Genomic DNA, 22,279 nt, shown 5'->3' on the forward strand with positions numbered 1-22,279 from the left:
CGGGATGACCTCGGTCGATACCGCGGGGGCCCCGCGCGGGCTGGCGGCGGAGGACGGCGTTCTCGCCGCCTTCGCCCGCCGGTCCGAGGCGCTGGTCATCCCGCTTTGCGCGCTGCTGGCGGGGCTGGCGGCGTTCTCGCTGTTCCTGCTGGCGCTGGGGAAATCCCCGGTGGATTTCTACGCGCTGGTCTACAAGGCGGGGTTCGGCACGGCGTTCAGCTGGCAGAACACGCTGAGCCGGGCGGCGCCGCTGCTGCTGGCCGCGCTCTGCGTCGCGCTGCCGGCGCGGCTGGGGCTGACGGTGATCGGCGGCGAGGGCGCCATCGTGCTGGGCGGCGTGGCCGCGGGCGCGCTGGCCGGGCCGCTGGCCGGGGCGCCGGGGGCGGTGGGCATTCCGCTGATGATGATCGGCGCGGCGCTGGCCGGGGGCGCCTGGATCGGCGCCGTGGGCGCGCTGCGCCACTATCGCGGCGTGAACGAGACCATCGCGAGCCTGCTGATGGCCTATATCGCCATCGCCTTGATGAACCACCTGGTCGAGGGGCCGCTGCGCGACCCCGCGAGCCTCAACAAGCCCTCCACCGCGCCGCTGGCGGATCAGCTGAAGATCGGCGCGCTGCCGGGGATGGACGTGCATTGGGGGCTGGCGGCGGGCGTGGTCGGCTGCGTGCTGGCCTGGGTTCTGATCGACCGGACCACCTGGGGCTTCGCGGCGCGGGTCGCGGGCGGCAACGTGCGCGCGGCGCAGGTGCAGGGGCTGCCGGTGGGGCGGCTGATCGTCGGGTTCTGCGCGCTCGGGGGGGCTTTCGCGGGTCTTGCGGGGGCGTTCGAGGTGGCGGCGGTGCATGGCTCGGCCAATGGCTCGCTGGCCTCGGGCTATGGCTATACCGGCATCCTGATCGCGTTCCTGGCGCGGCATAACCCGCTGGCGATCATCCCGGTGGCGATCCTGCTGGCGGGGTTCGAGGCCTCTTCCGGGCTGGTGCAGCGGCGCATGGACCTGCCGGACGCGACGGTGCTGGTCCTGCAGGGCTTCGTCTTCGTGGCGATCCTGATCGCCGACACGGCTTACGGCCGCTTCAAGATCTTCGCGCCTGAACGCTGGGGGAAATGATGGAAAGCGAACTCGGCCAGGACCTGGGCCTCTGGGCCATTCCCATCGCCATCCTCGGCGGCGCGATCCGGGTGTCGACGCCGTTCCTGTTCGTGTCATTGGGCGAGGTGCTGACGGAACGCTCGGGGCGGATCAATCTGGGCCTCGAGGGCACGCTGGTGTTCGGCGCCATGGCCGGCTACGCGCTGGCGGTGGAGACCGGGTCTCCGTGGCTCGGCGTGCTGGCTGCGGCGATCGCCGGATCACTGTTCGGGCTGCTGCACGGGGCGATCTGTTCGATCCCCAAGGTCAACGACATCGCCATCGGCATCGCGCTGATGCTGCTGGGGATGGGCTTGGCGTTCTTCTTCGGCAAACCGTACATCCAGCCGGTGGCGCCGGATCTTCCGGCGATTCCGCTGGGTTGGTGGTCCGAGCTGCCGCAGGTGCAGGCGGCGCTGCGGGTCAACGTGCTGTTCCTTGTCGGCGCCGCGCTGGCGGCGGCGCTGTGGTGGATGTTCCGCAGCACGAGGGTGGGCCTGACCATCCGGGTGGCGGGCGATTCCACCGACGCGGCCCGCGCCATGGGCCTGCGCCCGGCCGTGATCCGCACGCTGGCCACCGCCGCGGGCGGGGCCTTCGCCGGGGTCGGGGGGGCGTACCTGTCGCTCTACTACCCCGGCTCGTGGAACGAGGGCATCTCCTCCGGCCAGGGCCTGATGGCCGTCGCCCTCGTGATCTTCGCCCGCTGGAACCCCATCGCCTGCTTCGGCGCGGCGATCCTGTTCGGCGGCGCCGGGGCGCTCGGCCCCGCGCTGCAATCGGTGGGCGTGTCCGAGGGCTACTACCTGTTTTACGCCGCGCCCTACGTGCTGACGCTGGGCGTGCTGATCGCAACCTCCTCGCCGACCCGCGCCATGACCGGCGCGCCGGGCGAGCTTTCCATCACCAAGTGAGCCATCTGATGAACGGAGTGATCCAATGAACGGTTTGGGCGGTCTCAACAAATCCGAAAACGGCGTGGTGATCGGCTGCGTGCAGCTGCAGCTTCCCGACGTGAAGACCAAGGCCGACCTCGCGGCGCAGACGGCGCGGATCGTGGAGCTGGTCGGCAAGGCGCGCCGCAATCTCGGGACGATGGACCTGGTGGTCTTCCCCGAATACGCGCTGCACGGGCTGTCGATGGACACCAACCCCGAGATCATGTGCACGCTGGACGGCCCCGAGGTCGCGGCCTTCAAGCAGGCCTGCGTGGACAACAGGATCTGGGGCTGTTTCAGCATCATGGAGCTGAACCCCGGCGGGATGCCCTATAACTCGGGCCTGATCATCGACGATGCGGGGGAGATCCAGCTCTATTACCGCAAGATGCACCCCTGGGTGCCGGTGGAGCCGTGGGAGCCGGGCGACCAGGGCATCCCCGTCTGCGACGGCCCGAACGGCTGCAAGCTGGGGCTGATCATCTGCCATGACGGCATGTTCCCCGAAATGGCGCGCGAGGCGGCCTACAAGGGCGCCGAGATCATGATCCGCACCGCGGGCTACACCGCGCCGATCCGGCAGAGCTGGCAGTTCACCAACCAGTCCAACAGCTTCTGCAACCTGATGGTCACGGCGAACGTGTGCATGTGCGGCTCGGACGGCACCTTCGATTCGATGGGCGAGGGGATGATCGTCAATTTCGACGGCACGATCATCGCGCACGGAACCTCGGGCCGGGTCGACGAGATCATCACCGCCGAGGTCCGCCCCGACCTGGTGCGCGAGGCGCGGGCCAACTGGGGCGTGGAGAACAACCCCTACCAGTTCGGCCACCGCGGCTATGTCGCCGTGAAGGGCGGCGCGCAGGACTGCCCCTATACCTACATGACCGACCTCGCCGCCGGGAAATACCGCCTGCCCTGGGAGGATACGGTCAAGATCACCGACGGCACGGGCGAGGGCTTCCCGGCCCCCACGCGCCTGTTCGGCGAGAAATCGCAGGAGGCGGCGGAATGACCACCCTGCCCTCCAATCCCTATCCCTGGCCCTGGAACGGCGACCTGCGCCCGGAAAACACCGCGCTGATCGTCATCGACATGCAGACGGATTTTTGCGGCAAGGGCGGCTACGTGGACGCGATGGGCTATGACCTGAGCCTCACCCGCGCGCCGATCGAGCCGATCAAGGCCACGCTGGCCGCCATGCGCGCCTGGGGCGCCACGATCATCCACACCCGCGAGGGCCACCGCCCGGACCTGTCGGACCTGCCCGCCAACAAGCGCTGGCGGTCCCGCCAGATCGGCGCGGGGATCGGCGACCCCGGCCCCTGCGGCAAGATCCTGGTGCGTGGCGAGCCCGGCTGGGACATCATCGAGGAGCTTTATCCCGAGCCCGGCGAGATCATCATCGACAAGCCCGGCAAGGGCAGCTTCTGCGCCACGGACCTCGAGATGATCCTGCGCACGAAGGGGATCGAGAACCTGGCCATCTGCGGCATCACCACGGATGTGTGCGTGTCGACCACGATGCGCGAGGCGAATGACCGCGGCTTCGAATGCGTGGTGCTGGAGGATTGCTGCGGGGCGACCGACAAGGGCAACCACGACGCGGCGCTGAAGATGGTGACCATGCAAGGGGGCGTGTTCGGCGCCGTGGGCGACAGCGCCATGCTGATCGCCGCGGTCTCGGCCGCCGAGGCGGCGGAATGAAGGGCGCCCTGCCCACCGGCGCGCTGGGGGTCGAAACCGCGGGCATGACCATGCGGTTCGGCGGCTTCACCGCCCTCGACGACGTGTCGATCATGGTGCGCCCCGGCAGCTTCCACGCCCTGCTGGGCGAGAACGGGGCCGGGAAATCGACCCTCGTGAAATGCATGATGGGCTTTTATCACGCGACCGAGGGCGACCTTCTGGTCGGCGGGAAGGAGGCGCATGTGCCGGACCCGCGGGCGGCCCATGCGCTCGGCCTCGGGATGGTCTACCAGCATTTCACCCTGGTCCCGTCGCTGACCGCGGCCGAGAACCTGGTGATCAGCCGCGAGGATGCGCCGAAGGTCATCGACTGGCGCCGCGAACGGGCCGCGCTGGCCGAATTCATGGCCCGGATGCCCTTCGCCGTGCCGCTGGATCGCCCCGTGGCGCAGCTGGCGGCGGGCGAGAAGCAGAAGCTCGAGATCCTCAAGCAGCTCTATCTTGGCCGCCGGTTCCTGATCCTGGACGAGCCGACCTCGGTGCTGACCCCGGACGAGGCGGACGAGGTGCTGGGCCATGTCTCGGCGCTGTGCAAGGCGGGGCGGATCACGGTGCTGATGATCACCCACAAGTTCCGCGAGGTGACGGCCTATGCCGACGACGTCTCGGTCCTGCGGCGGGGGAAGCTGGCCGGGACCGGGCGGGTCGCGGAGCTGTCCCACGAGGACATGGCGCGGATGATGATGGGGGACGCGGAGCTCGCCGCCCCTGCCCCCCGCAGCGGCGTGCCCGGCCCCGCGGTGCTGTCCCTGTCCGGGGCGCGGGCGCGGGATCGCTCGGGCCTCAAGGACATTTCCATCGACGCGCTGGAGGTGAAGGCGGGGGAGATCGTCGGCATCGCGGGGATCTCCGGCAACGGGCAGATGGAGTTGATGGAGATGCTCACCGGTCAGCGCCCGCTGGAGACCGGGGAGATGCGGGTGAAGGGCGCGCCCTACGGGGCGAAGCGGGCCGAGGCGCGGGACCTGAAGGTCCGCTACCTGCCTGAAGAGCCTTTGAAAAACGCCTGCGCCCCGAAGATGAGCGTGACCGAGAACATCGCCTTCCGCAGCTTCGATCTGAACGGCGCCGGGACCCGGTTCTGGCTGTCGGGGCGGGAGATGCGCGGCAAGGCGGCGGAGCTGGTGGCCGCGTTCAAGGTGAAGACGGCCAGCCTCTCCACCCCCATCGCGGCGCTGTCGGGGGGCAATGTCCAGCGCGCGGTGCTGGCGCGGGAGCTGACGGGGGACGTGGACCTGCTGGTGGTCTCGAACCCCTGTTTCGGGCTGGATTTCACCGCGGTGGCCGAGATCCGGGCGCGGATCATGGCGGCGCGCAATGACGGGGCGGCGGTGCTGCTGATGTCGGAAGACCTCGACGAGATCATGGAGCTGGCCGACCGGGTGCTGGTGATGTCCGAGGGGCGGATCGTGCACGAGGCCGCCGCGGCGGAGACCGACCGGGCCGAGATCGGGCGGCACATGGGGGGTCACGCGTGATGGCGCCCTCGCGGGAAATCCCCGGCGCTCTCCCGTTCGCCTTTCCCTTCGATCCGGCGCGCATGGCGGTCATCGTCATCGACATGCAGCGCGATTTCATCGAGCCGGGCGGCTTCGGCGAGACGCTGGGCAACGACGTCTCGCTGCTGCAGGCCGCCGTGGCCCCCTGCGCCCGGCTGCTGGCGGCGGCGCGCAGGGCGGGGCTGCCGGTGATCCACACCCGCGAATGCCACCGCCCGGACCTGTCGGACCTGCCCTCGGCCAAGCGGGATCGCGGGGCGCCCGCCCTTCGGATCGGCGATCCCGGGCCGATGGGGCGCATCCTGGTGGCGGGGGAACCGGGGGCCGAGATCATCCCCGCCCTCGCCCCCCTGCCCGGCGAGACGGTGATCGACAAGCCGGGCAAGGGCGCGTTCTACGGCACGGACCTGGCGGGGGTGCTGGATGCGCTCGGCATCCGGTTCCTCGTGTTCGCGGGGGTCACGACCGAGGTCTGCGTGCAGACCACGATGCGCGAGGCGAATGACCGCGGCTTCGACTGCGTGCTGATCGAGGACGCGACCGAAAGCTATTTCCCCGAGTTCAAGGCCGCCGCGCTGGCGATGATCCGCGCCCAGGGCGGGATCGTCGGCTGGACGGCGACGGCGGCGCAGTTCGAGGAGGCCCTCGATGGCTGATCCCGAAACCGACGCGCCCGCCGCCGCCGGACCCGGCGGGGCGGAGACCGCGCCGCTGGCGCTTCCCGCCCTCCTGGCCGGGGGCTGGGACGCCCTGCCGTTCGAGCCGTTCAAGCCGGGGATCGAGATCCACCGCATCCGCGCCGCCGACCCCGCCGTGGCGCTCTTGCGCTACGCGCCCGGCGCGGCGGCGCCGAAGCATGTGCACGAGGGGCTGGAGACGATCCTGGTGCTCTCGGGCGCCCAGTCGGATGAGAACGGGACCTATGAGACCGGGGCGCTGGTGCTGAACCCCGCCGGGACGGTGCATTCGGTGTGGTCCGACCCGGGCTGCGTGGTGCTGATACAGTGGGAGAAGCCGGTGCGGTTTCTCTGATCGCGGGCCGGGCGCCCGCCACGCCCCGCGTGGCGCGGGCGGAGGAGCGGGGGCCCTGGCCCCCCGACGACGGCCGCCCCCCCGCGCAGACTGGCGGGCGAAGGCGCCCGCCCTACCCGTCCTGCGCCGCCTCGGCCGCCGCCGCCAGCGCCGCGGCGACGTCGCGAAGCTGCGCGCCGTGGCGGTCCACCGCCTCCGGCCCCGTCATCGCCCGGCGGATCCAGATCATCGACACGCAGCCCAGCACCCCGCGGGGCGAGAGGACCGGCGCGGCGATGGAGGCCGTCTGCGGCCGGAACTCGCCCGCGTCGCGCAGCGCGAGGCCCCGCGCCCGCGTGTCCGCCAGCAGCCGCGACAGCCAGGCCGGGTCCAGGAACGGCGCGTCCGCCGGGTCGCCCAGCCGCCGCAGGTGCGCGAGGATCGCCTCCCGCTCGGCCGCGTCGCAGAACGCGAGATAGGCCCGCCCGGCCGAGGTGCGCAGCATCGGCAGGCGGTAGCCGCTCATCGCCCGGTCGATGGAGAGGGGCGAGCGGCCATGGGTCGTCTCCTGCACCACCATCGCCGCGTCGTCATAGACCGTGAGGTCGAGCGGCCAGACCAGCCGCGCGCCCCACTGGGCGAAGACCGGCCCGGCGGATTGCAGCAGCGCGCCGTCGCGGGCGAACCCGTCGCCGAGCGCGGCGGCGCGGCGGGTGACGCGGACTTCCGCCCCGGTGGCGGAGCGGGCGAGGTAGCCCTCCTCCTCCAGCGTATCCACCAGCCGGTGGACGGTGGGCCGCGGCAGGCCCAGCGCGCGGGCGATGTCGGCGGGCCGGGCGGCCCCGGCGCCGTTGACATGGCGCAGCACCGCGAGGCCGCGGGTCAGCGCCCGGACCGAGCCGGGTTTGCGGGATGCGGAGGCGGGCGCAGGGGTGTGGACGGGGGCCGCGTCGTCCGGCCCCGGCCCCTGTCCCATCGCCGCGGCGATCCCGGGGGCGTCCTTCGCCCCGCTCATGCGCGTTCCATGCTCATATGCGCAGTCTGGCGCATTCAGGCCTCGTCCACCACAGGGTTCCTGAGCACGCCGATGCCGGAAATCTCCACCTCGGCCACGTCCCCGGCCTTCATCCACAGCGGCGGATTGCGCTTGGCGCCGACGCCGCCGGGGGTGCCGGCCACGATCACGTCGCCGGGCAGAAGCGGCAGGATGGTCGAGCAATAGGAGATCAGCCGCGGGACCGAGGCGATCATCAGCGACACGTCCGCGTCCTGCACCACCTCGCCGTTGATCCGCGTGGACAGGTGCAGGGCGGCGGGATCGGGGATCTCGTCCGCCGTCACCATCCAGGGGCCGAAGCCGCCGGTCCCGGCGAAGGTCTTGCCCGGCAGGAACTGGTGGGTGTGCCGCTGCCAGTCGCGGATCGAGCCGTCATTGTAGCAGGCGTAGCCCGCCACGTGGCCCAGCGCGTCGGCCTCGGCGATGCGGCGGCCGCCCTTGCCGATGATCACCGCCAGCTCGCCCTCGTAGTCGAATTTCTCGGATTCCGGCGGGCGGACCAGCGGCGCGCCATGGCCGACCTGGGAGCCTGCGAAGCGGGCGAAGAGGACGGGGTTCGGCGTCTCCTCGCGCCCCGTCTCCTGGATGTGGTCGTGATAGTTGAGGCCGACGCAGATGATCTTGTCCGGGTCGGGGATCACCGGCAGGTGCGCGGCGGCGTCGAAGGCGAGGTCGGGGGTTTGTGCGGCCAGCGCGGCGGCGGCGGACATGTCGCCGGCCTCGAGGAACGCGCGCAGGGTCTTCTGCGGCAGGCGGGCGGAGGCGTCGACGATGCCGCCGTCGGTCACGAGACCCCAGGCGGCGCGGCCCTGGTGGGCGAAGGAGCAGAGCTTCATGTCAGATGGCTTTCGAAAGGGGCGCCGGGGCGCCGATGGGGTCAGGCAGGGCGCGGGCGGCGAGCGCCGCCAGCCCTGAAGCGTCCTCCGCGGTGTCGAGCACGCGGCGGTCGGGGCGCAGCAGCGCCGCGCGGGCGCCGAGGCGGGAGAGGTGATCGGGCAGGTCCGGGGCCTCGGCCGCGGTCAGCAGGGCCAGGCCCGGGGGAATGCGGGCCTCCGCCGCCAGCGCGGCATCGGCGACGAGGACCCAGCGATGGGCGAAGGCGTCATCCATCAGCCGCCCGTCGGCGAGGCGCGGCTGGCCGAACAGGCGCCCGGAGAGGGGACCGCTCGCAAGGCCGGGGCCGAGGGGGGGCGCGATGCTCTCCATCTTCGGGGCGCCGTCCGGGCCGAGGAAGGCGCCGCGCAGGGCCGCGCCGGGGTCGGAAGCGTTGATGAGCTTGCCGAGGTCCACCGCCTTCTGGACATAGGCCACGGCGTTGGGCCGCCGGTCGGCGGTGTAGGTGCCCAGCAGCGCGTCGGGCGCGTCGCCGCGGCAGATTGTGGCGAGCTTCCAGTAGAGGTCCGCCGCGTCGCGCATCCCGGCGCAGAGGCCCTGGCCCATGAAGGGCGGGGTCTGGTGGCAGGAATCCCCGGCCAGCAGCAGCCGCCCGCGGCGCCAGTCCCGGGCCACCAGCGAATGGAAGGTGTAGACCGCGGCGCGCTCGATCCGGGCGTCCCCGGGGGTGATCCAGTCGGCGATCAACGGCCAGACGTTTTCGGGGCGGGTCATCTCGGCCGGGTCCTCGCCCGGGAGCAGCGTGATCTCCCACCGCCGCCGCTTGCCGGGGCAGCGCACATAGGTGCTGGGGCGCGGCGGGGTGCAGTGCTGGATGGAATGGTCGCCGAGGCGCGGCAGGTCTTCGTTGAGGATCACGTCCACCACCAGCCAGCGTTCGTGGAAGCCGAGGTCTTCCATCCCGGTCTCGATGAAGCGGCGGACGAGGGAGCGGGCGCCGTCGCAGCCGACCACGTAGCGGGCGCGGGCGCGCTCGATCTTGCCGCGGGAGGTGTCCTCCCACCGCAATTCCACGTGGTCGCCGCGGTCCTCGAGCATGAAGACGTCGCAGCGGGGGCGGAGGGTCACCGTCTTCCGGCCGCTCATGGCGGCGCGCAGGACGCGCTCGAGATCCGGCTGGTGGAAGCGGTGGCTGGCGCGCCAGCCGAGCGGGCCGCGGCCCTCGGGGCGGGGCCAGTCGAGGAGGAGCGCGCCGGCGCCGTCCACGAATTTCATGCCGGGGGAGCGGTGGGTGAGGGGCTCCATCTCCTCCGCCGCGCCGCACCATTGCAGGATGCGCATGGTCTCGTCGTCGAAATGGACGGCGCGGGGGAGATGCCAGGCGGCGGCCTCGCGTTCGAGGACGAGGACCGAGAGGCCGCAGGCTGAAAGCAGATGCGCCAGCGCCGCGCCGGTGGGGCCGTAGCCGATGATGGCGACGTCGTGGAGGGGCGTGTCCGGGGTGCTCATCGGGCGGCGCCTTTCGAGAGTTCGGACCAGAGCCAGGGGCACTCGGCCATCGGCGGGGCCTGCATGCCCTTTGCGGCGGCGCTCAGGCGCATGTCGCGCAGGGCTTCGCGCGGGCCGCCGGGCTCGTCCGGCAGGTAGAGGCGTTCATGGCCCCAGAAGGAGGGGCCGTCATGGGTCTCGTGCGGCTCCCAGGTCGCCGGGTCGATGACGCGCCCGCCCCAGCCGTTCTCGACGAAGAAGCCGGAGGGGGAGTTGGCGTAGAAGCTGGTCATCCAGTCGTTGGTGTGGCGGCCGAGCGTGTAGGCGAGGCGCCCCTCCTCCTGCAGCGCGAGGTCGTAGCCCTGGCCCACATCGTCGAGGCCCGAGAATTCGACCATGAAGTGGTGGAAGCCCTGCTGGCCGGAGCCGACCATGGCGAAGGAGTGGTGGCGTCCGTTGACGTGGAAGAACCAGAGCGGATAGGGCGTCAGGCCGTAATCCGAGACGTGAAAGCCCAGCAGGTCGCGGTAGAAGGGCAGCATCGGGGCGGTGTCCTCGACATGCAGCACGGCGTGGCCCATGCCGAGGGGGCCGGTGTTGAAGCCGCCGATGGGGCGGCCGGGGCGGAACGGGTCCGCGGCGATCATCGGGGCGTGGACCAGCTCGATCCGGTTGCCGGCGGGGTCGTGGCACCAGATCAGCGCCTCGACGAAGCGGCGGTCGCAGAGGGATCTGGGTCCTTCGTGGACCGGGATGCCGGCGTTCGAGAGGCGGGCGGCGAAGGTTTGCAGGTCGGCGGCGGTCTCGACCTCCCACCCCATGAAGGCGAGGGTTTCGCCGGGCTCGTCCGAGACCAGCAGGCGCTGCATCCGGTCGTCCATGCGGAAGGCCATGGCCTTGCCGCCGCGGTCGACGGCCTGCATCCCGAGGAGGCCGCCCGCGAAGTCGGTCCAGTCGGAGAGCTTGTCGGAGCGGACCCCGAGATAGCCGAGCGCGGTGATCGCCATGGTGCGTTTCTCCCTGCCTGCGGTCCCGGGGCGGTCCCGGGGATGCGCGGGCACCCTAGCGGCGGCGGGGGCGGAGGGGGATCGCGGCGGCGGGGGCGTCCGCCTGGCGGACGCGGGGTGGGGGAGCCCCCCGCGCCGGGCGCGGCGGGGGACGCTGGGCGCGGCGGTGGAGGGGGCGCGGGCGGGCGGGCGAGCGGGGGGCTTGTCCCTCCCCGAGGCCGCCCGCACCCGGGCGGGGCGCCGATCCGGGAGGGGGCGTGTCCGGCGGCTCAGGGGGGCCAAGGCCCCCGTTCGCCGCCGGAGCGTCGGCTGCGCCGCCGCGGCGCCCGGCGGGACCCGGAGGCGCGAAATGCAAACGGGGCGGAGGGTTCCCCCTCCGCCCCGCATCATCCCGCCTTCGGGCCGCCCGTGGGCCGCCCGAAGGCGCGAGATCACTTCTTCAGCGCATCGAGGTCGCGCACCGCGCCCTTGGCGGCGGAGGTGGCGAAGGCGGCGTAGGCCTTCAGCGCCGTCGACACCTTGCGCTTGCGCGGCTTGGCCGGGGACCAGGCGTCGGCGCCGCGGGCCTCTTCCGCCGCGCGGCGCGTCGCAAGCTCCTCTTCCGACACGCGCAGGCTGATGGTGCGGCCCGGGATGTCGATGTCGATCATGTCGCCATCCTTCACCAGCCCGATGGTCCCGCCCTCGGCCGCTTCCGGCGAGGCATGGCCGATGGACAGGCCCGAGGTGCCGCCCGAGAACCGCCCGTCGGTGATCAGCGCGCAGTCCTTCCCGAGGCCCTTCGATTTCAGGTAGCTCGTCGGGTACAGCATCTCCTGCATCCCCGGGCCGCCGCGGGGGCCTTCGTAGCGGATGACGACCACGTCGCCCTTGACCACCTTGCCGGTCAGGATCGCGGTGACCGCGTCGTCCTGGCTCTCGTACACCTTGGCGGGGCCGGAGAAGACCAGGATGCTCTCATCCACGCCCGCGGTCTTCACGATGCAGCCGTCGAGGGCGATGTTGCCCGACAGGACCGCGAGGCCGCCATCCTGGGAGAACGCGTTCTCCTTGTCGCGGATCACGCCGGAGGTGCGGTCGGTGTCCAGATCCTTGCCATATTCCTGCCAGCGGCGGGACTGGGAGAAGGCGACTTCCGTGCGCACGCCGCCGGGGGCGGCGGAGAACAGCTCGCGCGCCTCGGGGGCGTTGGTGGTGCGGATGTCCCAGCGGTCGATCGCCTCGCCGATGGTGGGCGAATGGACGGTGGGGTTGTCGCGGTGCAGAAGGCCCGCGCGGTCGAGTTCCCCGAGGATCGCCATGATGCCGCCGGCGCGGTGGACGTCCTCCATGTGCACGTCGTTCTTGGCGGGCGCGACCTTGCACAGGCAGGGCACCTTGCGGGACAGCCGGTCGATGTCGTCCATGGTGAAGCCGACCTCGCCCTCCACCGCCGCGGCGAGCAGGTGCAGCACGGTGTTGGTCGACCCGCCCATGGCGATGTCGAGGGACATGGCGTTCTCGAACGCGTCGAAGGAGGCGATGGAGCGCGGCAGGACGGAGGCGTCGTCCTGCTCGTAATAGCGCCGGGTGATCTCGACGATCAGGCGGCCCGCTTCCAGGAACAGGCCCTTGCGGTCGGCATGGGTCGCGAGGGTCGAGCCGTTGCCCGGCAGCGACAGGCCCAGCGCCTCGGTCAGGCAGTTCATCGAGTTGGCGGTGAACATGCCCGAGCAGGAGCCGCAGGTCGGGCAGGCGGCGGCCTCGATGGCCGAGACCTGCTCGTCCGTGTAGCTGTCATCGGCGGCGGCGACCATGGCGTCGACGAGGTCGAGGGCGACCTCCTTGCCGTCGAGCACGACCTTGCCCGCTTCCATCGGCCCGCCGGACACGAACACGGTGGGGATGTTGAGGCGCATGGCGGCCATCAGCATGCCGGGGGTGATCTTGTCGCAGTTCGAGATGCAGACCATGGCGTCGGCGCAGTGGGCGTTGACCATGTACTCGGTGCTGTCGGCGATCAGCTCGCGCGAGGGGAGCGAGTAGAGCATCCCGTCATGGCCCATGGCGATGCCGTCATCGACCGCGATGGTGTTGAATTCCTTGGCGACGCCGCCGGCCTTCTCGACCTCGCGCGCCACCATCTGGCCGAGGTCCTTGAGGTGGACATGGCCGGGCACGAACTGGGTGAAGGAGTTGACGATGGCGATGATCGGCTTGCCGAAATCATCGTCCTTCATGCCGGTGGCGCGCCACAGGCCGCGGGCGCCGGCCATGTTGCGGCCATGGGTCGAGGTGCGGGAACGGTAATACGGCATCTGGGTCTCCCTCGGGCTGGCGGCGGGACTCGGGCGGGCCGCAGCGTGCGTGTCTTTGGGGGGCGTATAGCAAGCCGCGGGCGGCGCGTCGATTCGTGGAACGCGGGCGCAGGGCGGCTTTTCGGGGGGCGAAACCCGCCCCCCGGGGGGATTACTCGCGCGCGACCGCGTATTTGCGCTCGGCCTCGAAATACTCCTCGAAGCCGATGCGGCGCTTGAGGTCGGCGAAGGGCATCAGCGTGTCTTCCGCCGGAAGCCCGGTCTTCATCGCCTCGAGCGTATCGGCCATGGCCTTCATCGAGGCGGCGAGCAGGGTCAGCGGGTAGGCGGCGATGCGGTAGCCGATATCGCCGAGCTCGGCCGGGGGCAGGACCGGGGTGGCGCCGCCCTCGACCATGTTGGCCATGTTCGGGCCGTCCACCTCGGCGCAGATGGTGCGCATCTCCTCGACCGAATGGGGGGCCTCGACGAAGAGGATGTCGGCCCCGAGCTCCCGGAACCGCTGGGCGCGGTGGATGGCCTCGGCCAGCCCGTGCTCATGGCGCGCATCGGTGCGGGCGAGGATCAGGATGTCCGAGCCCTCTTCCGCGCGCGCATCGGCGGCGGCGCGGATGCGCAGCTCGGCTTCCTCGCGCCCCACCACGGCTTTGCCCGCGACATGGCCGCAGCGCTTGGGGGAGACCTGGTCCTCGATCATCACCGCGCCGAAACCGGCCTTCGCGAAGCCGCGGACGGTGCGGGCGACGTTCATCGGGTTGCCGTACCCGGTGTCGCCGTCGCCGATCACCGGGAAGCGGACGGCGTCGCAGATGTTGCGGCCCTGGTCGACGACCTCGGCATAGGACATCAGGCCGGTGTCGGGCATCCCCAGCCGCGCGGCCGAGGCGGCGAAGCCGGACATGAAGGTCAGCGGGAAGCCCGCCTGTTCGATCATCTTGGCCGAGAGCGGGTCGAAGCAGCAGGGCATCGGCAGGATGCCGGGCTGGGCGAGCAGCGCGCGCAGCGCGTCGGGGGCGGAGGTCATGGGGAGCGCCTCTCAGAGCTTGAAGGGAATGTAGAGCGCGAGGTCGGGCCAGGCATACAGAAGCGCCACGATCAGCAGCATCAGCCCGAGGAACGGCAGCGTGCCGCGGGCGACCTCGCCCAGCCGCGCCTTTGTGACGGACTGGATGACATAGAGGTTGAGGCCCACGGGCGGCGTGATCAGCGCGCATTCCACCATCACCACCATGTAGATGCCGAACCAGATCGGATCGAAGCGCATCGCCATGGCGGCGGGCAGCAGCACCGGGGTCATGATCAGGACCATGGAGAGCGCCTCGAACACCAGGCCCATGGCCAGCAGCACCAGCGAGACGACGATGATGAGGCCGAGGGGCGTGGCGACATGCTCGGCGATCAGCATCGAGATGTCCTGCGGGATGCGCCACAGGGTGATCGCCTTGCCGAAGATCTTGGCCCCCGCGATGATCAGCAGGATGGCGACGGTGGTGGACATGGATTCCTTCACCGCCTCCCACAGCTTGGCCAGCGTCAGGGAGCGCAGGATGACCCCGGTGATGAGGAGCGCGAAGGCGAAGCCCACCGCCGCCGCCTCGGTCGGGGTGAAGACGCCCGTGTAGATGCCGCCGAGGATCACCGCCGCCAGCGCCGCCGTCGGCAGGGCGCGGAGCGAGGCCTGCATCCGCTCCTCCCACGTCGCCTTGGGGGCGGGGGTGTAGTCCTGCAGGAACATGGCCGAGAGGATCGAGTAGACGATGAACAGGCCGACGAGCGCCAGCCCCGGGCCGATCCCTGCCATGAACAGGGCGATGACGGATTCCTCGGTCACGAACCCGTAGACGATGAGCGGGATCGAGGGCGGGATCAGGATGCCGAGCGTGCCCCCGGCGGCGAGCAGGCCGTAGACGAAACGCTTCTGGTAGCCGGCGCGGATCATCTCGGGCCCCGCCACGGTGCCGATGGTGGCCGCGGTGGCGACGGAGGAGCCGGAGATGGCGGCGAAGATCCCGCAGGACAGGATCGTGGCGACGGCGGCGCCCCCGGGCAGGTGCCCGACCCAGGCCTGCACCGCGGCGAAGAGGTCCCGCCCCACGCCGCCCTTGAGCAGGATGTTGGACATCAAGAGGAACAGCGGCACCGCCAGCAGGATGAACCCGTCGAGCGCCGAGAGCGCGGCCTGCGGCGCCATGAGCGGCGAGAATCCGCCGGTCACCAGCAGCCCCAGCCCCAGCCCGCCCAGCGCGAAGGCCACGGGCACGCCGATCAGCAGCAGCCCGAACAGGGCCGCGAGGATCAGGATGACGGTCATTCGTGGATCTCCCCGTCCGGTTTCGGCGCGCCGTCTTTCCAGGTGCGGGCCATGTTCACGAGGGCGGAGATGAAGAGCAGGCCGAACCCCGCGGGGATCGACGCCTCGGGGATCCAGGCGGGCAGGTCGAGCATGGTGCCCGTGGTCCGCCCGCGCTCGAAACTGTCATGGAAGATGTCGAAGCCATAGACCGTGACCACCGCGGCGAAGATGGCGACGGCGAGCAGCGCGACCAGTTCCGCGACCTGCCGGGCGCGGTCCCCGAGGAGGCGGGTCACGGCGTCGACGCGGATGTGGCGGCGCTCGGACAGCGCCCAGCCCATCGCCATCGGGCATGCCCAGATCAGGCAGAGCTGGCTCAGCTCCGCCGCCCAGATCGTGGGGGCGTTGAAGAAATAGCGGGAGACGACCTCCCAGCTCAGGAACACGCCGGTGGCGGCGAGCAGCAGGGCCGAGGCCCAGGCCAGCAGGCGCTCCACGGCGAGATACGCGGCGATCATCGCGGGCCCTTTCGAAGGGTCATGACGGGAGAAGGGGGCGCGGACGGGGCGCGGCCCCGCCCGGAGGCGGGGCCGCGCCGGACTGCGCAAAGGGAAGGCGCGCGGGGCGCCTCCCGTGGGGGCGAAGCGGCCTCAGAAGCCCTTGGCGGCGTCCATCATCTTCGCGCCCATCTCGCCGGTCTTGGCGAGATAGGCGTCATAGACGGGCTGCGAGACGGCCTTCCAGGCGTCCAGTTCCGCGGCGGTGGGGGTGTAGATGTTCATCCCCTCGGCCTTGGCGGCGTCGTAGGCGCGGGCCTCGATGCTCGCCATCTCGTCGCGGACCGAGGCCTCGGCCTTGGCGGCGGCGGCGCTGATCCACTCCTGGTGCTGGGCGGGCAGGCCGTTCCACCAGTCGGTGTTCACGACCACGATGAACTCGATATCCGCATGGTTGGTGACGGTGATGGTGTCCATCACCTCCCACAGGCTGCGCGAGCGCACGCCCGAGACGCCGGTCATGCCGATGTCGACGGTGCCGCGCTGGTAGGCGAGGTACTGCTCGGAGCCGGAGATGATGGTGGGCGCGCCGCCGGCGGCCTCGGTGAAGTCGCCGAGGGTCTTGCCGAAGACGCGGACCTTCTTGCCCTCCATGTCGGCGGGGGTCTTGATCGGGCCGCCATTGGACAGCATCACGGCGCCGCCATAGGCCTGCCACCACAGGACGGTGGAGCCGGTCTCGGCGATGGCGGCGTCGATCGGGCCGCGGATCGGGCCGTCCTTGGCGACGGCCTTGCGGACCTTCTCCTCGGTGTCGAACAGGAAGGGCTGGTAGAAGATGTCCACCGCCGGGATGTCGCCCACGTAGCGGGTCAGCGAGGCGACGCCGGCCTCGATGGCGCCGGAGCCGACGGCCTGCGGGACTTCCTTGTCCTTGTAGAGCTGGGCGCTGTCATAGATCTGCACCTCGACGGCGCCGCCCGAGGTCTTCTCGACCTCCTCCTTGAACATCGCCAGGTTCTGCCCGAGATGGCTTTTGAGCGGCAGCTGGAGCGAGATGCGCATGGTGGTGTCCGCGGCCTGGGCGGCGAAGGCGGACAGCGAGAGGGCGGCGGCTGCGGCGAGCCCCGCGAAGAGCGGTTTCATGGATGGATCCTCCCAAGGATTCTGAATTGTTATCGTCCGACAATGCCGCCCCCGGGTTGCGGAACGCAAGGCCGCTTGCGGTGCGGCTTCCGCGGAGTGGAACGGCGCGCCGGGGCGGTTTCGCGCATGGGGCGAGCGGGGCGCGCAGCGGGGCGGCTTGCGCCACGTCCCGCTTACCCCGCGCCGCCGCAGGCGCTATCGGTTGGGGGAATGCCACGAGAAGGACCTGCCATGACCGCCTCTCGCGACGCCGCCGTCACCGCCGCCGAAAGCTGGGCCGCCGGGGGCGCTTTCGAAGCCGCGCTTCACGCCCTGGTCGCCCTGCCGTCGGAAAGCCAGGTCCCGGGCAACCACGCCGCGCTGGAGCGGGTGCTGCGCGAGGGGGCGGTTCCGCTGCTGGAGGATCTCGGCTTCGCGTGGGAGATCATGCCCAACCCCGACCCGGCGCACGGCCCGTTCCTGCTGGCCGAGCGGCTGGAGGACGGGGGGCCGACGGTGCTGTGCTATGGCCATGGCGACACGGTGCATGGCCAGGCGGGGGCGTGGTCGGACGGGATGGACCCGTTCGCGGTGACGCGCGTGGGCGACCGGCTGTACGGCCGCGGGACGGCGGACAACAAGGGCCAGCTGCTGATCAATCTCGGGGCGCTGAAGGCGGTGCTGGCGGCGCGCGGGCGGCTTGGGTTCTCGCTCAAGCTGGTGATCGAGACGGGCGAGGAGGCGGGGTCCCCCGGCCTCGGCGCCCTGTTCGAGGCGCATCGGGACCGCCTTTCGGCCGACGTGCTGATCGCCTCGGACGGGCCGCGGCTGCAGCCGGACCGGCCGACGCTGTTCATGGGCTCGCGCGGGGCGGTGAATTTCGACCTGGAGGTGGATCTGCGCGACGGGGCGCATCATTCGGGCAACTGGGGCGGGCTGCTGCGCGACCCGGCGCAGGTGCTGGCCCATGCCATCGCCTCCATCGCCACGCCGGACGGGGCGCTGAAGATCCCCGAGTGGCGGCCGACCAGCCTGACGGACGACATCCGCGCCGCGCTGGCGGGGCTGCCGATCGAGGAAGCGTCCGGCCCCGCGATCGACCCCAGTTGGGGCGAGCCGGGGCTGAGCCCGGCCGAGCGCGCCTATGGCTGGAACAGCTTCGCGGTGTTGGCGATGAGTTCCGGCCGCCCCGAGGCGCCGGTCAACGCGATCTCGCCCAGCGCCCGCGCCACCTGCCAGCTGCGCTTCGTGGTGGGGACGGATGCGGATGACATCCTGCCCGCCCTGCGCCGCCATCTCGACCGCGAGGGGTTCGGGGCGGTGAGGCTGGTCCCCGGCGACGTGGCGTTCAAGGCGACGCGGTTGTCGCCGGACCACCCCTGGGTGCGGTTCGTGGCGGGCTCGTTGGAGCGCACGGCGGGGGCGGCGCCGCATATCCTGCCGAACCTCGCCGGGTCGCTGCCGAACGACCTGTTCCAGGACATCCTCGGGCTGCCGACGGTGTGGGTCCCGCATTCCTACCGCGCCTGCTCGCAGCACGCGCCGGATGAGCACATGCTGCTGTCGGGCGCCGTCGACGCCGCGCGCTGCATGGCCGGGCTGTGGTGGGATCTGGGCGAAGGCGAAACCCCCGCCTGAGCGCCGCGCCAACGCACGCCGCAAGCGGGAGGGCGCAGGCCGGGTCAAGGATCGCCGCAGGCGACGGGCGAAGCCCGCTTGTCCTTGACGCGGCCTGCGCCCGACCAACCCTCGGGATTGCGACCTGAGGGAGGTCCCCTCCCTCAGGCGCTTCTCAGCAGGGTCCAGCCACGCCCCACACCGCGCCAACGCCCCCCATTCCAGGCGCACCAGACGAATCTCGGGGGTTCCCAAGGGGGCGTGGCCCCCTTGGTCGGGGGACCGGGGGCGGAAGCCCCCGCCTCACCCCCCGGCGGCCAGCGCCAACCCCTCGCCCACCGCCGTGAAGGCCCGCGCCGAGCGCTGTTCCGCCCCCGGGCACAGCGCGGCCATGGCGTCCCGCACCGGGTGCATGAGGCTCGAGCCGCCGACGAGGAACACCGTCCCCACCGCCTCCGGCCCGACGCCCGCCGTTGCCAGCGTCTCGGCCGCCGCCGCGGCGATCTTCTCGGCCCAGGGGTCGGTCGAGCCGCGCAGGTCGGCGCCGTCCAGCGGCGCCCGCAGGCCCGCTTCAAGCATCCCGAGGCGCACGCCGTCCTCGCCGCCGCCATTCGCCGCGATCTTCGCCGCCTCGACGGCGAAGGCCAGCTCGTGGCCCAGCTCCAGCTCGAGGCACCGCTCGAGGCGCTTGAGCTTCTCCGGCGCCTCGGCCAGGCGGCGCATCTTCTCCACCTCGCGCCGGGTCTGCGCGGTGTAGAGGAAGGGGATCTTCTCCCAGCTCGCGAGGTCCCGGTAGATCCCCTGCGGGGCCGGGTGGGCGCCCGACCCGATCTCGACCCGGATGGGCGAGCCCTTGCCCAGCAGCGGCGCGACATGGTCGAAGCCCAGCTGCCGGTCGAAATCCGCGCCGCCCACGCGCAGGCCGCCCGATCCGAGCAGCGCCAGCCCGCGCGGCGCGTCCGGGTCGGCGCGGAACAGGGTGAAATCCGAGGTGCCGCCGCCGATATCGACGATCAGGCCCAGCCCCGCGGCCCCATCCAGCGCCGCGGCGCCATAACCGATGGCGGCGGCCTCGGGTTCGGGGAGGAAGGTCACCTCCGCGAACCCGGCGGCCAGATACGCCTCGCGCAGGTCCGCCTCGGCCTGCGCATCGCGGGCGGGGTCGGCGTGGAAGCGCACCGGGCGGCCCGAGACCACGCGGGTGAAGCGCCGCCCGGCCCCGGCCTCGGCCCGCGCCTTCACCACCGACAGGAACTGCGCCACCACGTCGATCAGCGTCACCTGCCGCCGCCCGATGCGCCGCGTCTCGCGCATCAACGGCGCCCCGAGGACGAGTTTCAGGGCGCGCATGTAGCGGCCCTCCTCGCCCTCGAGCATCGCGGCGTCGGCGGCGGCGCCGATCAGCATGTCGCCGCCGTCATCCTCGAAGAACACCGCCGTGGGGATGGTCTCGGCCCCCTTCTCCAGCGGCACCAGCCGCGGCCCGTCGGCGAAAAGCGCGCCGGCGGCGGTGTTGGACGAGCCGAAATCGACGCCCAGCGCGTCGGTGAGGGGGAGATCGGATTGCATGGGATTCGCTCGCGCAGGGGGAGGGGGCGGAGGGGAGGCGCGTGATAGCCGAGGCGGCCGCGCGGCTCAACGCCCTTGCGGCGTCCCCTGGCGGCAGGCGGCGCCCTCAGCCGCCCATGCGCGCCGGGTCCTCGGCCCGGCAGGGGGCGTAGCCGGGGGAGGTGTCGTGGCTGTCCGCGACCGAGAGGGACAGGAACGACGCGCGGGAGCGGGCGAAGACCTCGCGCTCCACCGCGAACCAGAAGCTCGGCGGGTCGAACATCCCGGCGGCGAGGCCGAGCAGGCCCGGAAGCGCCTCGAGGCGCCACATCACCTGCCCGCCGCAGATCGCGCAGAAATGGTTGGTGAAATCGCGCCCGGACTCGGTGGTGAAGGTATAGGGGCGGAGCTCGCCGGACAGGATTTCGACCTGACTTTCGGGGAAATAGGCCGACACGCCCAGCGCCGAGCCGGTGCGCAGCTGGCAGCCGCGGCAATGGCAGGCCACCGCCTTGGCGGGCGCGCCCGTGGTGCGGAACCGCACGGCGCCGCAGAGGCAGCCGCCCTCGTGCGTCTCTTGCCCCGCCTTGCCCGCGTCTTCCACCATCGCGCCCTCCCCCGGCCGGTTCCCGCGCATCCTGTCCGCCCCGCCCCCGCGCGGGCAAGCCCGAACCGCCGCTGGACGCCGCCGCCCCCCGGGCCTCTCCTTGCGCGCGTCGCAAGGAGAGGCCCGGGGATGCGCGAAAGCCAGGTGAAGTCGATCCAGTCCCTGGCGCGGGGCCTCGAGGTGCTGCACCTCTTGCAGACCTCGGGCGCCTGCACGCTGCATGACCTGCACCGGATGTCCGGCATCCCCAAGGCCTCCTTGCTGCGGATCCTCAAGACCCTGCAGGAACAGGGCGTCGCCTGGCGGCGGATGGTGGACGACGCCTATGTCCCCTCCTATTCGCTTGCCGAGATGGCGGGGCGGATGGACCGGGACCACGCGCTGATGGAGGTCGCCTCGCCCGTCCTGAAAGCGCTGACCGAGGAGATCCGCTGGCCATCCGTCGTCGCCGTGCCGCGGCTGACGCATATGGAGGTGATCGAGACCAATGTCTCGCGCGCCTATTTCGACGACATCGCGCTGGGACCGGCGGGGTTCCGGGTGAACATGCTGCGCTCGGCCTCGGGGCGCGCCTACCTGGCGGCCTGTCCGGCGGCGGAGCGGGAGGCGGTGCTGGAGAGCCTGCGGCGGTCCGCGCGCAAGGGCGACCGGCTGGCCCGCAGCGCGGCTTACGTGGAGCAGGTGCTGGCCGAGGTCCGCAGCGCGGGCTACGCGCTGCGCGACCCCGATTTCGGCGGCGATTTCGACGAGGGGCGGGCGGTGCGCGATGACGGGCGGGAATCGCTCGGGGTCGCGGTGCGGCTGGGGGCGCATGTCCCGGGGTCGATCAACATCACCTGGACCCGCCGGGTGCTGGGCCGCGCCGCCGGGGCCGCGCGCTTCGCCGAGCCCGCGGCGCGGGCGGCGCGGGAGATCGCGGACCGGCTGGCGCGCCGGGCCTGATCCGCCGCCGCTCCCTCCGCCGTTCCGGTATTCGCCAAGGTTTCACGGGGTGAAACCCTGGGCTGCGCCCGATTGAGCGGCCGGGTCCGCGTCCCTAGCGTCCGGCCTCGACTGCGCGGGGGCCGCCCCCGCGCCCGGGAGGAAAGGGAAGCGGGATGAGCGGACTGACGCGCGCCGATATCGACGAGATCCTGTCGCTGGTCGAGAAATCGGATTTCGACGAGCTGAAGCTGGAGATGGGCGACCTGAAGCTGGAGCTGCGGCGCAAGGGGGCGATGGCCGCCGCGCCCGCCGCCCCGGCGGCCCCCGCCCCGGCGCCTGCCGCCGAGGCCCCCGCGCCCGCCCCTGCCGCCGCCGCCGTGCCCGCGCCGGTCACCGCCTCGGGCGGCGGCTCGGAGGTGCCCGCGCCGCTGCTGGGCGCCTTCTACCGCGCGCCGAAACCGGGGGCCGAGCCCTTCGTGAAGGTGGGCGACAGCGTCACCGAGGACACCGTGGTCGGCATCATCGAGGTGATGAAGCTGATGAACTCGGTCACCGCCGGGATCGCGGGCACGATCACCGAGATCATCGCCCCCGACGGCGAGCTGGTGGAGCACGGCGCGCCGCTGCTGCGCATCGCCCCCGCGGCGTGA

Annotated in this window: 21 protein-coding genes; 10 read left to right on the top strand and 11 right to left on the bottom strand. The window is 71.8% G+C overall.

The window, feature by feature from the left end:
* Positions 1–4 precede the first annotated feature (4 nt).
* The 7 genes from ACQ5SO_RS03255 (at position 5) to ACQ5SO_RS03285 (ending at position 6,356) form a co-directional block, all read left to right on the top strand.
* Complete coding sequence (locus ACQ5SO_RS03255; protein ID WP_430940137.1) at positions 5–1,114, top strand: ABC transporter permease; 1,110 nt, start codon at positions 5–7, stop codon at positions 1,112–1,114.
* Entirely contained in the window at positions 1,114–2,049 is a 936-nt protein-coding gene (locus ACQ5SO_RS03260) for an ABC transporter permease (protein WP_430940138.1), read from the top strand. The genes ACQ5SO_RS03255 and ACQ5SO_RS03260 overlap by 1 nt, the downstream gene beginning before the upstream one ends.
* 25 nt (positions 2,050–2,074) lie before the next feature.
* A complete protein-coding gene (locus ACQ5SO_RS03265; RefSeq protein WP_430940139.1) occupies positions 2,075–3,091 on the top strand; it encodes a formamidase in 1,017 nt (338 codons plus the stop codon).
* A complete protein-coding gene (gene biuH / locus ACQ5SO_RS03270) occupies positions 3,088–3,783 on the top strand; it encodes a biuret amidohydrolase (RefSeq protein ID WP_430940140.1) in 696 nt (231 codons plus the stop codon). The genes ACQ5SO_RS03265 and biuH overlap by 4 nt, the downstream gene beginning before the upstream one ends.
* Complete coding sequence (locus ACQ5SO_RS03275; protein ID WP_430940141.1) at positions 3,780–5,303, top strand: ABC transporter ATP-binding protein; 1,524 nt, start codon at positions 3,780–3,782, stop codon at positions 5,301–5,303. Before biuH ends, ACQ5SO_RS03275 begins: the two co-directional genes overlap by 4 nt.
* Before the next feature lie 62 nt (positions 5,304–5,365).
* Positions 5,366–5,980 (top strand): cysteine hydrolase family protein, encoded by a 615-nt coding sequence (locus ACQ5SO_RS03280; RefSeq protein ID WP_430940142.1) that lies wholly within the window; start codon positions 5,366–5,368, stop codon positions 5,978–5,980.
* Positions 5,973–6,356, top strand: a complete 384-nt coding sequence (locus tag ACQ5SO_RS03285; RefSeq protein WP_430940143.1) for a cupin domain-containing protein — start codon at positions 5,973–5,975, stop codon at positions 6,354–6,356. Before ACQ5SO_RS03280 ends, ACQ5SO_RS03285 begins: the two co-directional genes overlap by 8 nt.
* A 112-nt stretch (positions 6,357–6,468) precedes the next feature.
* On the opposite strand, the gene ACQ5SO_RS03290 is transcribed toward ACQ5SO_RS03285, so the two are convergent.
* The 9 genes from ACQ5SO_RS03290 to dctP all read right to left on the bottom strand — a co-directional run bounded on the left by ACQ5SO_RS03290 (position 6,469) and on the right by dctP (position 16,954).
* Positions 6,469–7,350, bottom strand: a complete 882-nt coding sequence (locus ACQ5SO_RS03290; RefSeq protein ID WP_430940144.1) for a DNA-binding transcriptional regulator — start codon at positions 7,348–7,350, stop codon at positions 6,469–6,471.
* Between the two features lie 35 nt (positions 7,351–7,385).
* Positions 7,386–8,228, bottom strand: coding sequence for a fumarylacetoacetate hydrolase family protein (locus tag ACQ5SO_RS03295; RefSeq protein ID WP_430940145.1), 843 nt, complete (start codon positions 8,226–8,228; stop codon positions 7,386–7,388).
* Between the two features lies 1 nt (position 8,229).
* Positions 8,230–9,735, bottom strand: coding sequence for a bifunctional 3-(3-hydroxy-phenyl)propionate/3-hydroxycinnamic acid hydroxylase (locus ACQ5SO_RS03300; RefSeq protein ID WP_430940146.1), 1,506 nt, complete (start codon positions 9,733–9,735; stop codon positions 8,230–8,232).
* Positions 9,732–10,721, bottom strand: coding sequence for a VOC family protein (locus tag ACQ5SO_RS03305; protein ID WP_430940147.1), 990 nt, complete (start codon positions 10,719–10,721; stop codon positions 9,732–9,734). The genes ACQ5SO_RS03300 and ACQ5SO_RS03305 overlap by 4 nt, the downstream gene beginning before the upstream one ends.
* A 431-nt stretch (positions 10,722–11,152) precedes the next feature.
* Positions 11,153–13,018 (bottom strand): dihydroxy-acid dehydratase, encoded by a 1,866-nt coding sequence (gene ilvD, locus ACQ5SO_RS03310; protein WP_430940148.1) that lies wholly within the window; start codon positions 13,016–13,018, stop codon positions 11,153–11,155.
* Between the two features lie 151 nt (positions 13,019–13,169).
* Positions 13,170–14,042: an isocitrate lyase/PEP mutase family protein gene (locus tag ACQ5SO_RS03315; protein WP_430940149.1), complete on the bottom strand. Its 873-nt coding sequence runs from the start codon at positions 14,040–14,042 to the stop codon at positions 13,170–13,172.
* Positions 14,043–14,054: 12 nt separating this feature from the next.
* Complete coding sequence (locus ACQ5SO_RS03320) at positions 14,055–15,329, bottom strand: TRAP transporter large permease (RefSeq protein ID WP_430940150.1); 1,275 nt, start codon at positions 15,327–15,329, stop codon at positions 14,055–14,057.
* A complete protein-coding gene (locus tag ACQ5SO_RS03325; RefSeq protein ID WP_430940151.1) occupies positions 15,326–15,829 on the bottom strand; it encodes a TRAP transporter small permease in 504 nt (167 codons plus the stop codon). The genes ACQ5SO_RS03320 and ACQ5SO_RS03325 overlap by 4 nt, the downstream gene beginning before the upstream one ends.
* Positions 15,830–15,961: 132 nt before the next feature.
* Positions 15,962–16,954, bottom strand: a complete 993-nt coding sequence (dctP, locus tag ACQ5SO_RS03330) for a TRAP transporter substrate-binding protein DctP (protein WP_430940152.1) — start codon at positions 16,952–16,954, stop codon at positions 15,962–15,964.
* 231 nt (positions 16,955–17,185) lie between these two features.
* Between dctP and ACQ5SO_RS03335 the strand changes: the two genes are divergently transcribed.
* Positions 17,186–18,571 (top strand): M20 family metallopeptidase, encoded by a 1,386-nt coding sequence (locus ACQ5SO_RS03335; protein WP_430940153.1) that lies wholly within the window; start codon positions 17,186–17,188, stop codon positions 18,569–18,571.
* A gap of 282 nt (positions 18,572–18,853) precedes the next feature.
* On the opposite strand, the gene ACQ5SO_RS03340 is transcribed toward ACQ5SO_RS03335, so the two are convergent.
* Together ACQ5SO_RS03340 and ACQ5SO_RS03345 are read right to left on the bottom strand one after the other, a co-directional pair.
* Positions 18,854–20,119, bottom strand: coding sequence for an Hsp70 family protein (locus tag ACQ5SO_RS03340; protein ID WP_430940154.1), 1,266 nt, complete (start codon positions 20,117–20,119; stop codon positions 18,854–18,856).
* A gap of 106 nt (positions 20,120–20,225) precedes the next feature.
* Positions 20,226–20,705, bottom strand: coding sequence for a GFA family protein (locus ACQ5SO_RS03345; RefSeq protein WP_430940155.1), 480 nt, complete (start codon positions 20,703–20,705; stop codon positions 20,226–20,228).
* Between the two features lie 129 nt (positions 20,706–20,834).
* On the opposite strand from ACQ5SO_RS03345, the gene ACQ5SO_RS03350 reads away from it, so the two are divergent.
* Together ACQ5SO_RS03350 and accB are read left to right on the top strand one after the other, a co-directional pair.
* Positions 20,835–21,647 (top strand): helix-turn-helix domain-containing protein, encoded by an 813-nt coding sequence (locus ACQ5SO_RS03350; RefSeq protein WP_430940156.1) that lies wholly within the window; start codon positions 20,835–20,837, stop codon positions 21,645–21,647.
* A 155-nt stretch (positions 21,648–21,802) separates the two neighbouring features.
* Complete coding sequence (accB, locus tag ACQ5SO_RS03355) at positions 21,803–22,279, top strand: acetyl-CoA carboxylase biotin carboxyl carrier protein (protein ID WP_430940157.1); 477 nt, start codon at positions 21,803–21,805, stop codon at positions 22,277–22,279.

Source organism: Rhodovulum sp. DZ06 (genome assembly GCF_050586345.1).
GTDB lineage: Bacteria > Pseudomonadota > Alphaproteobacteria > Rhodobacterales > Rhodobacteraceae > JBOCEF01.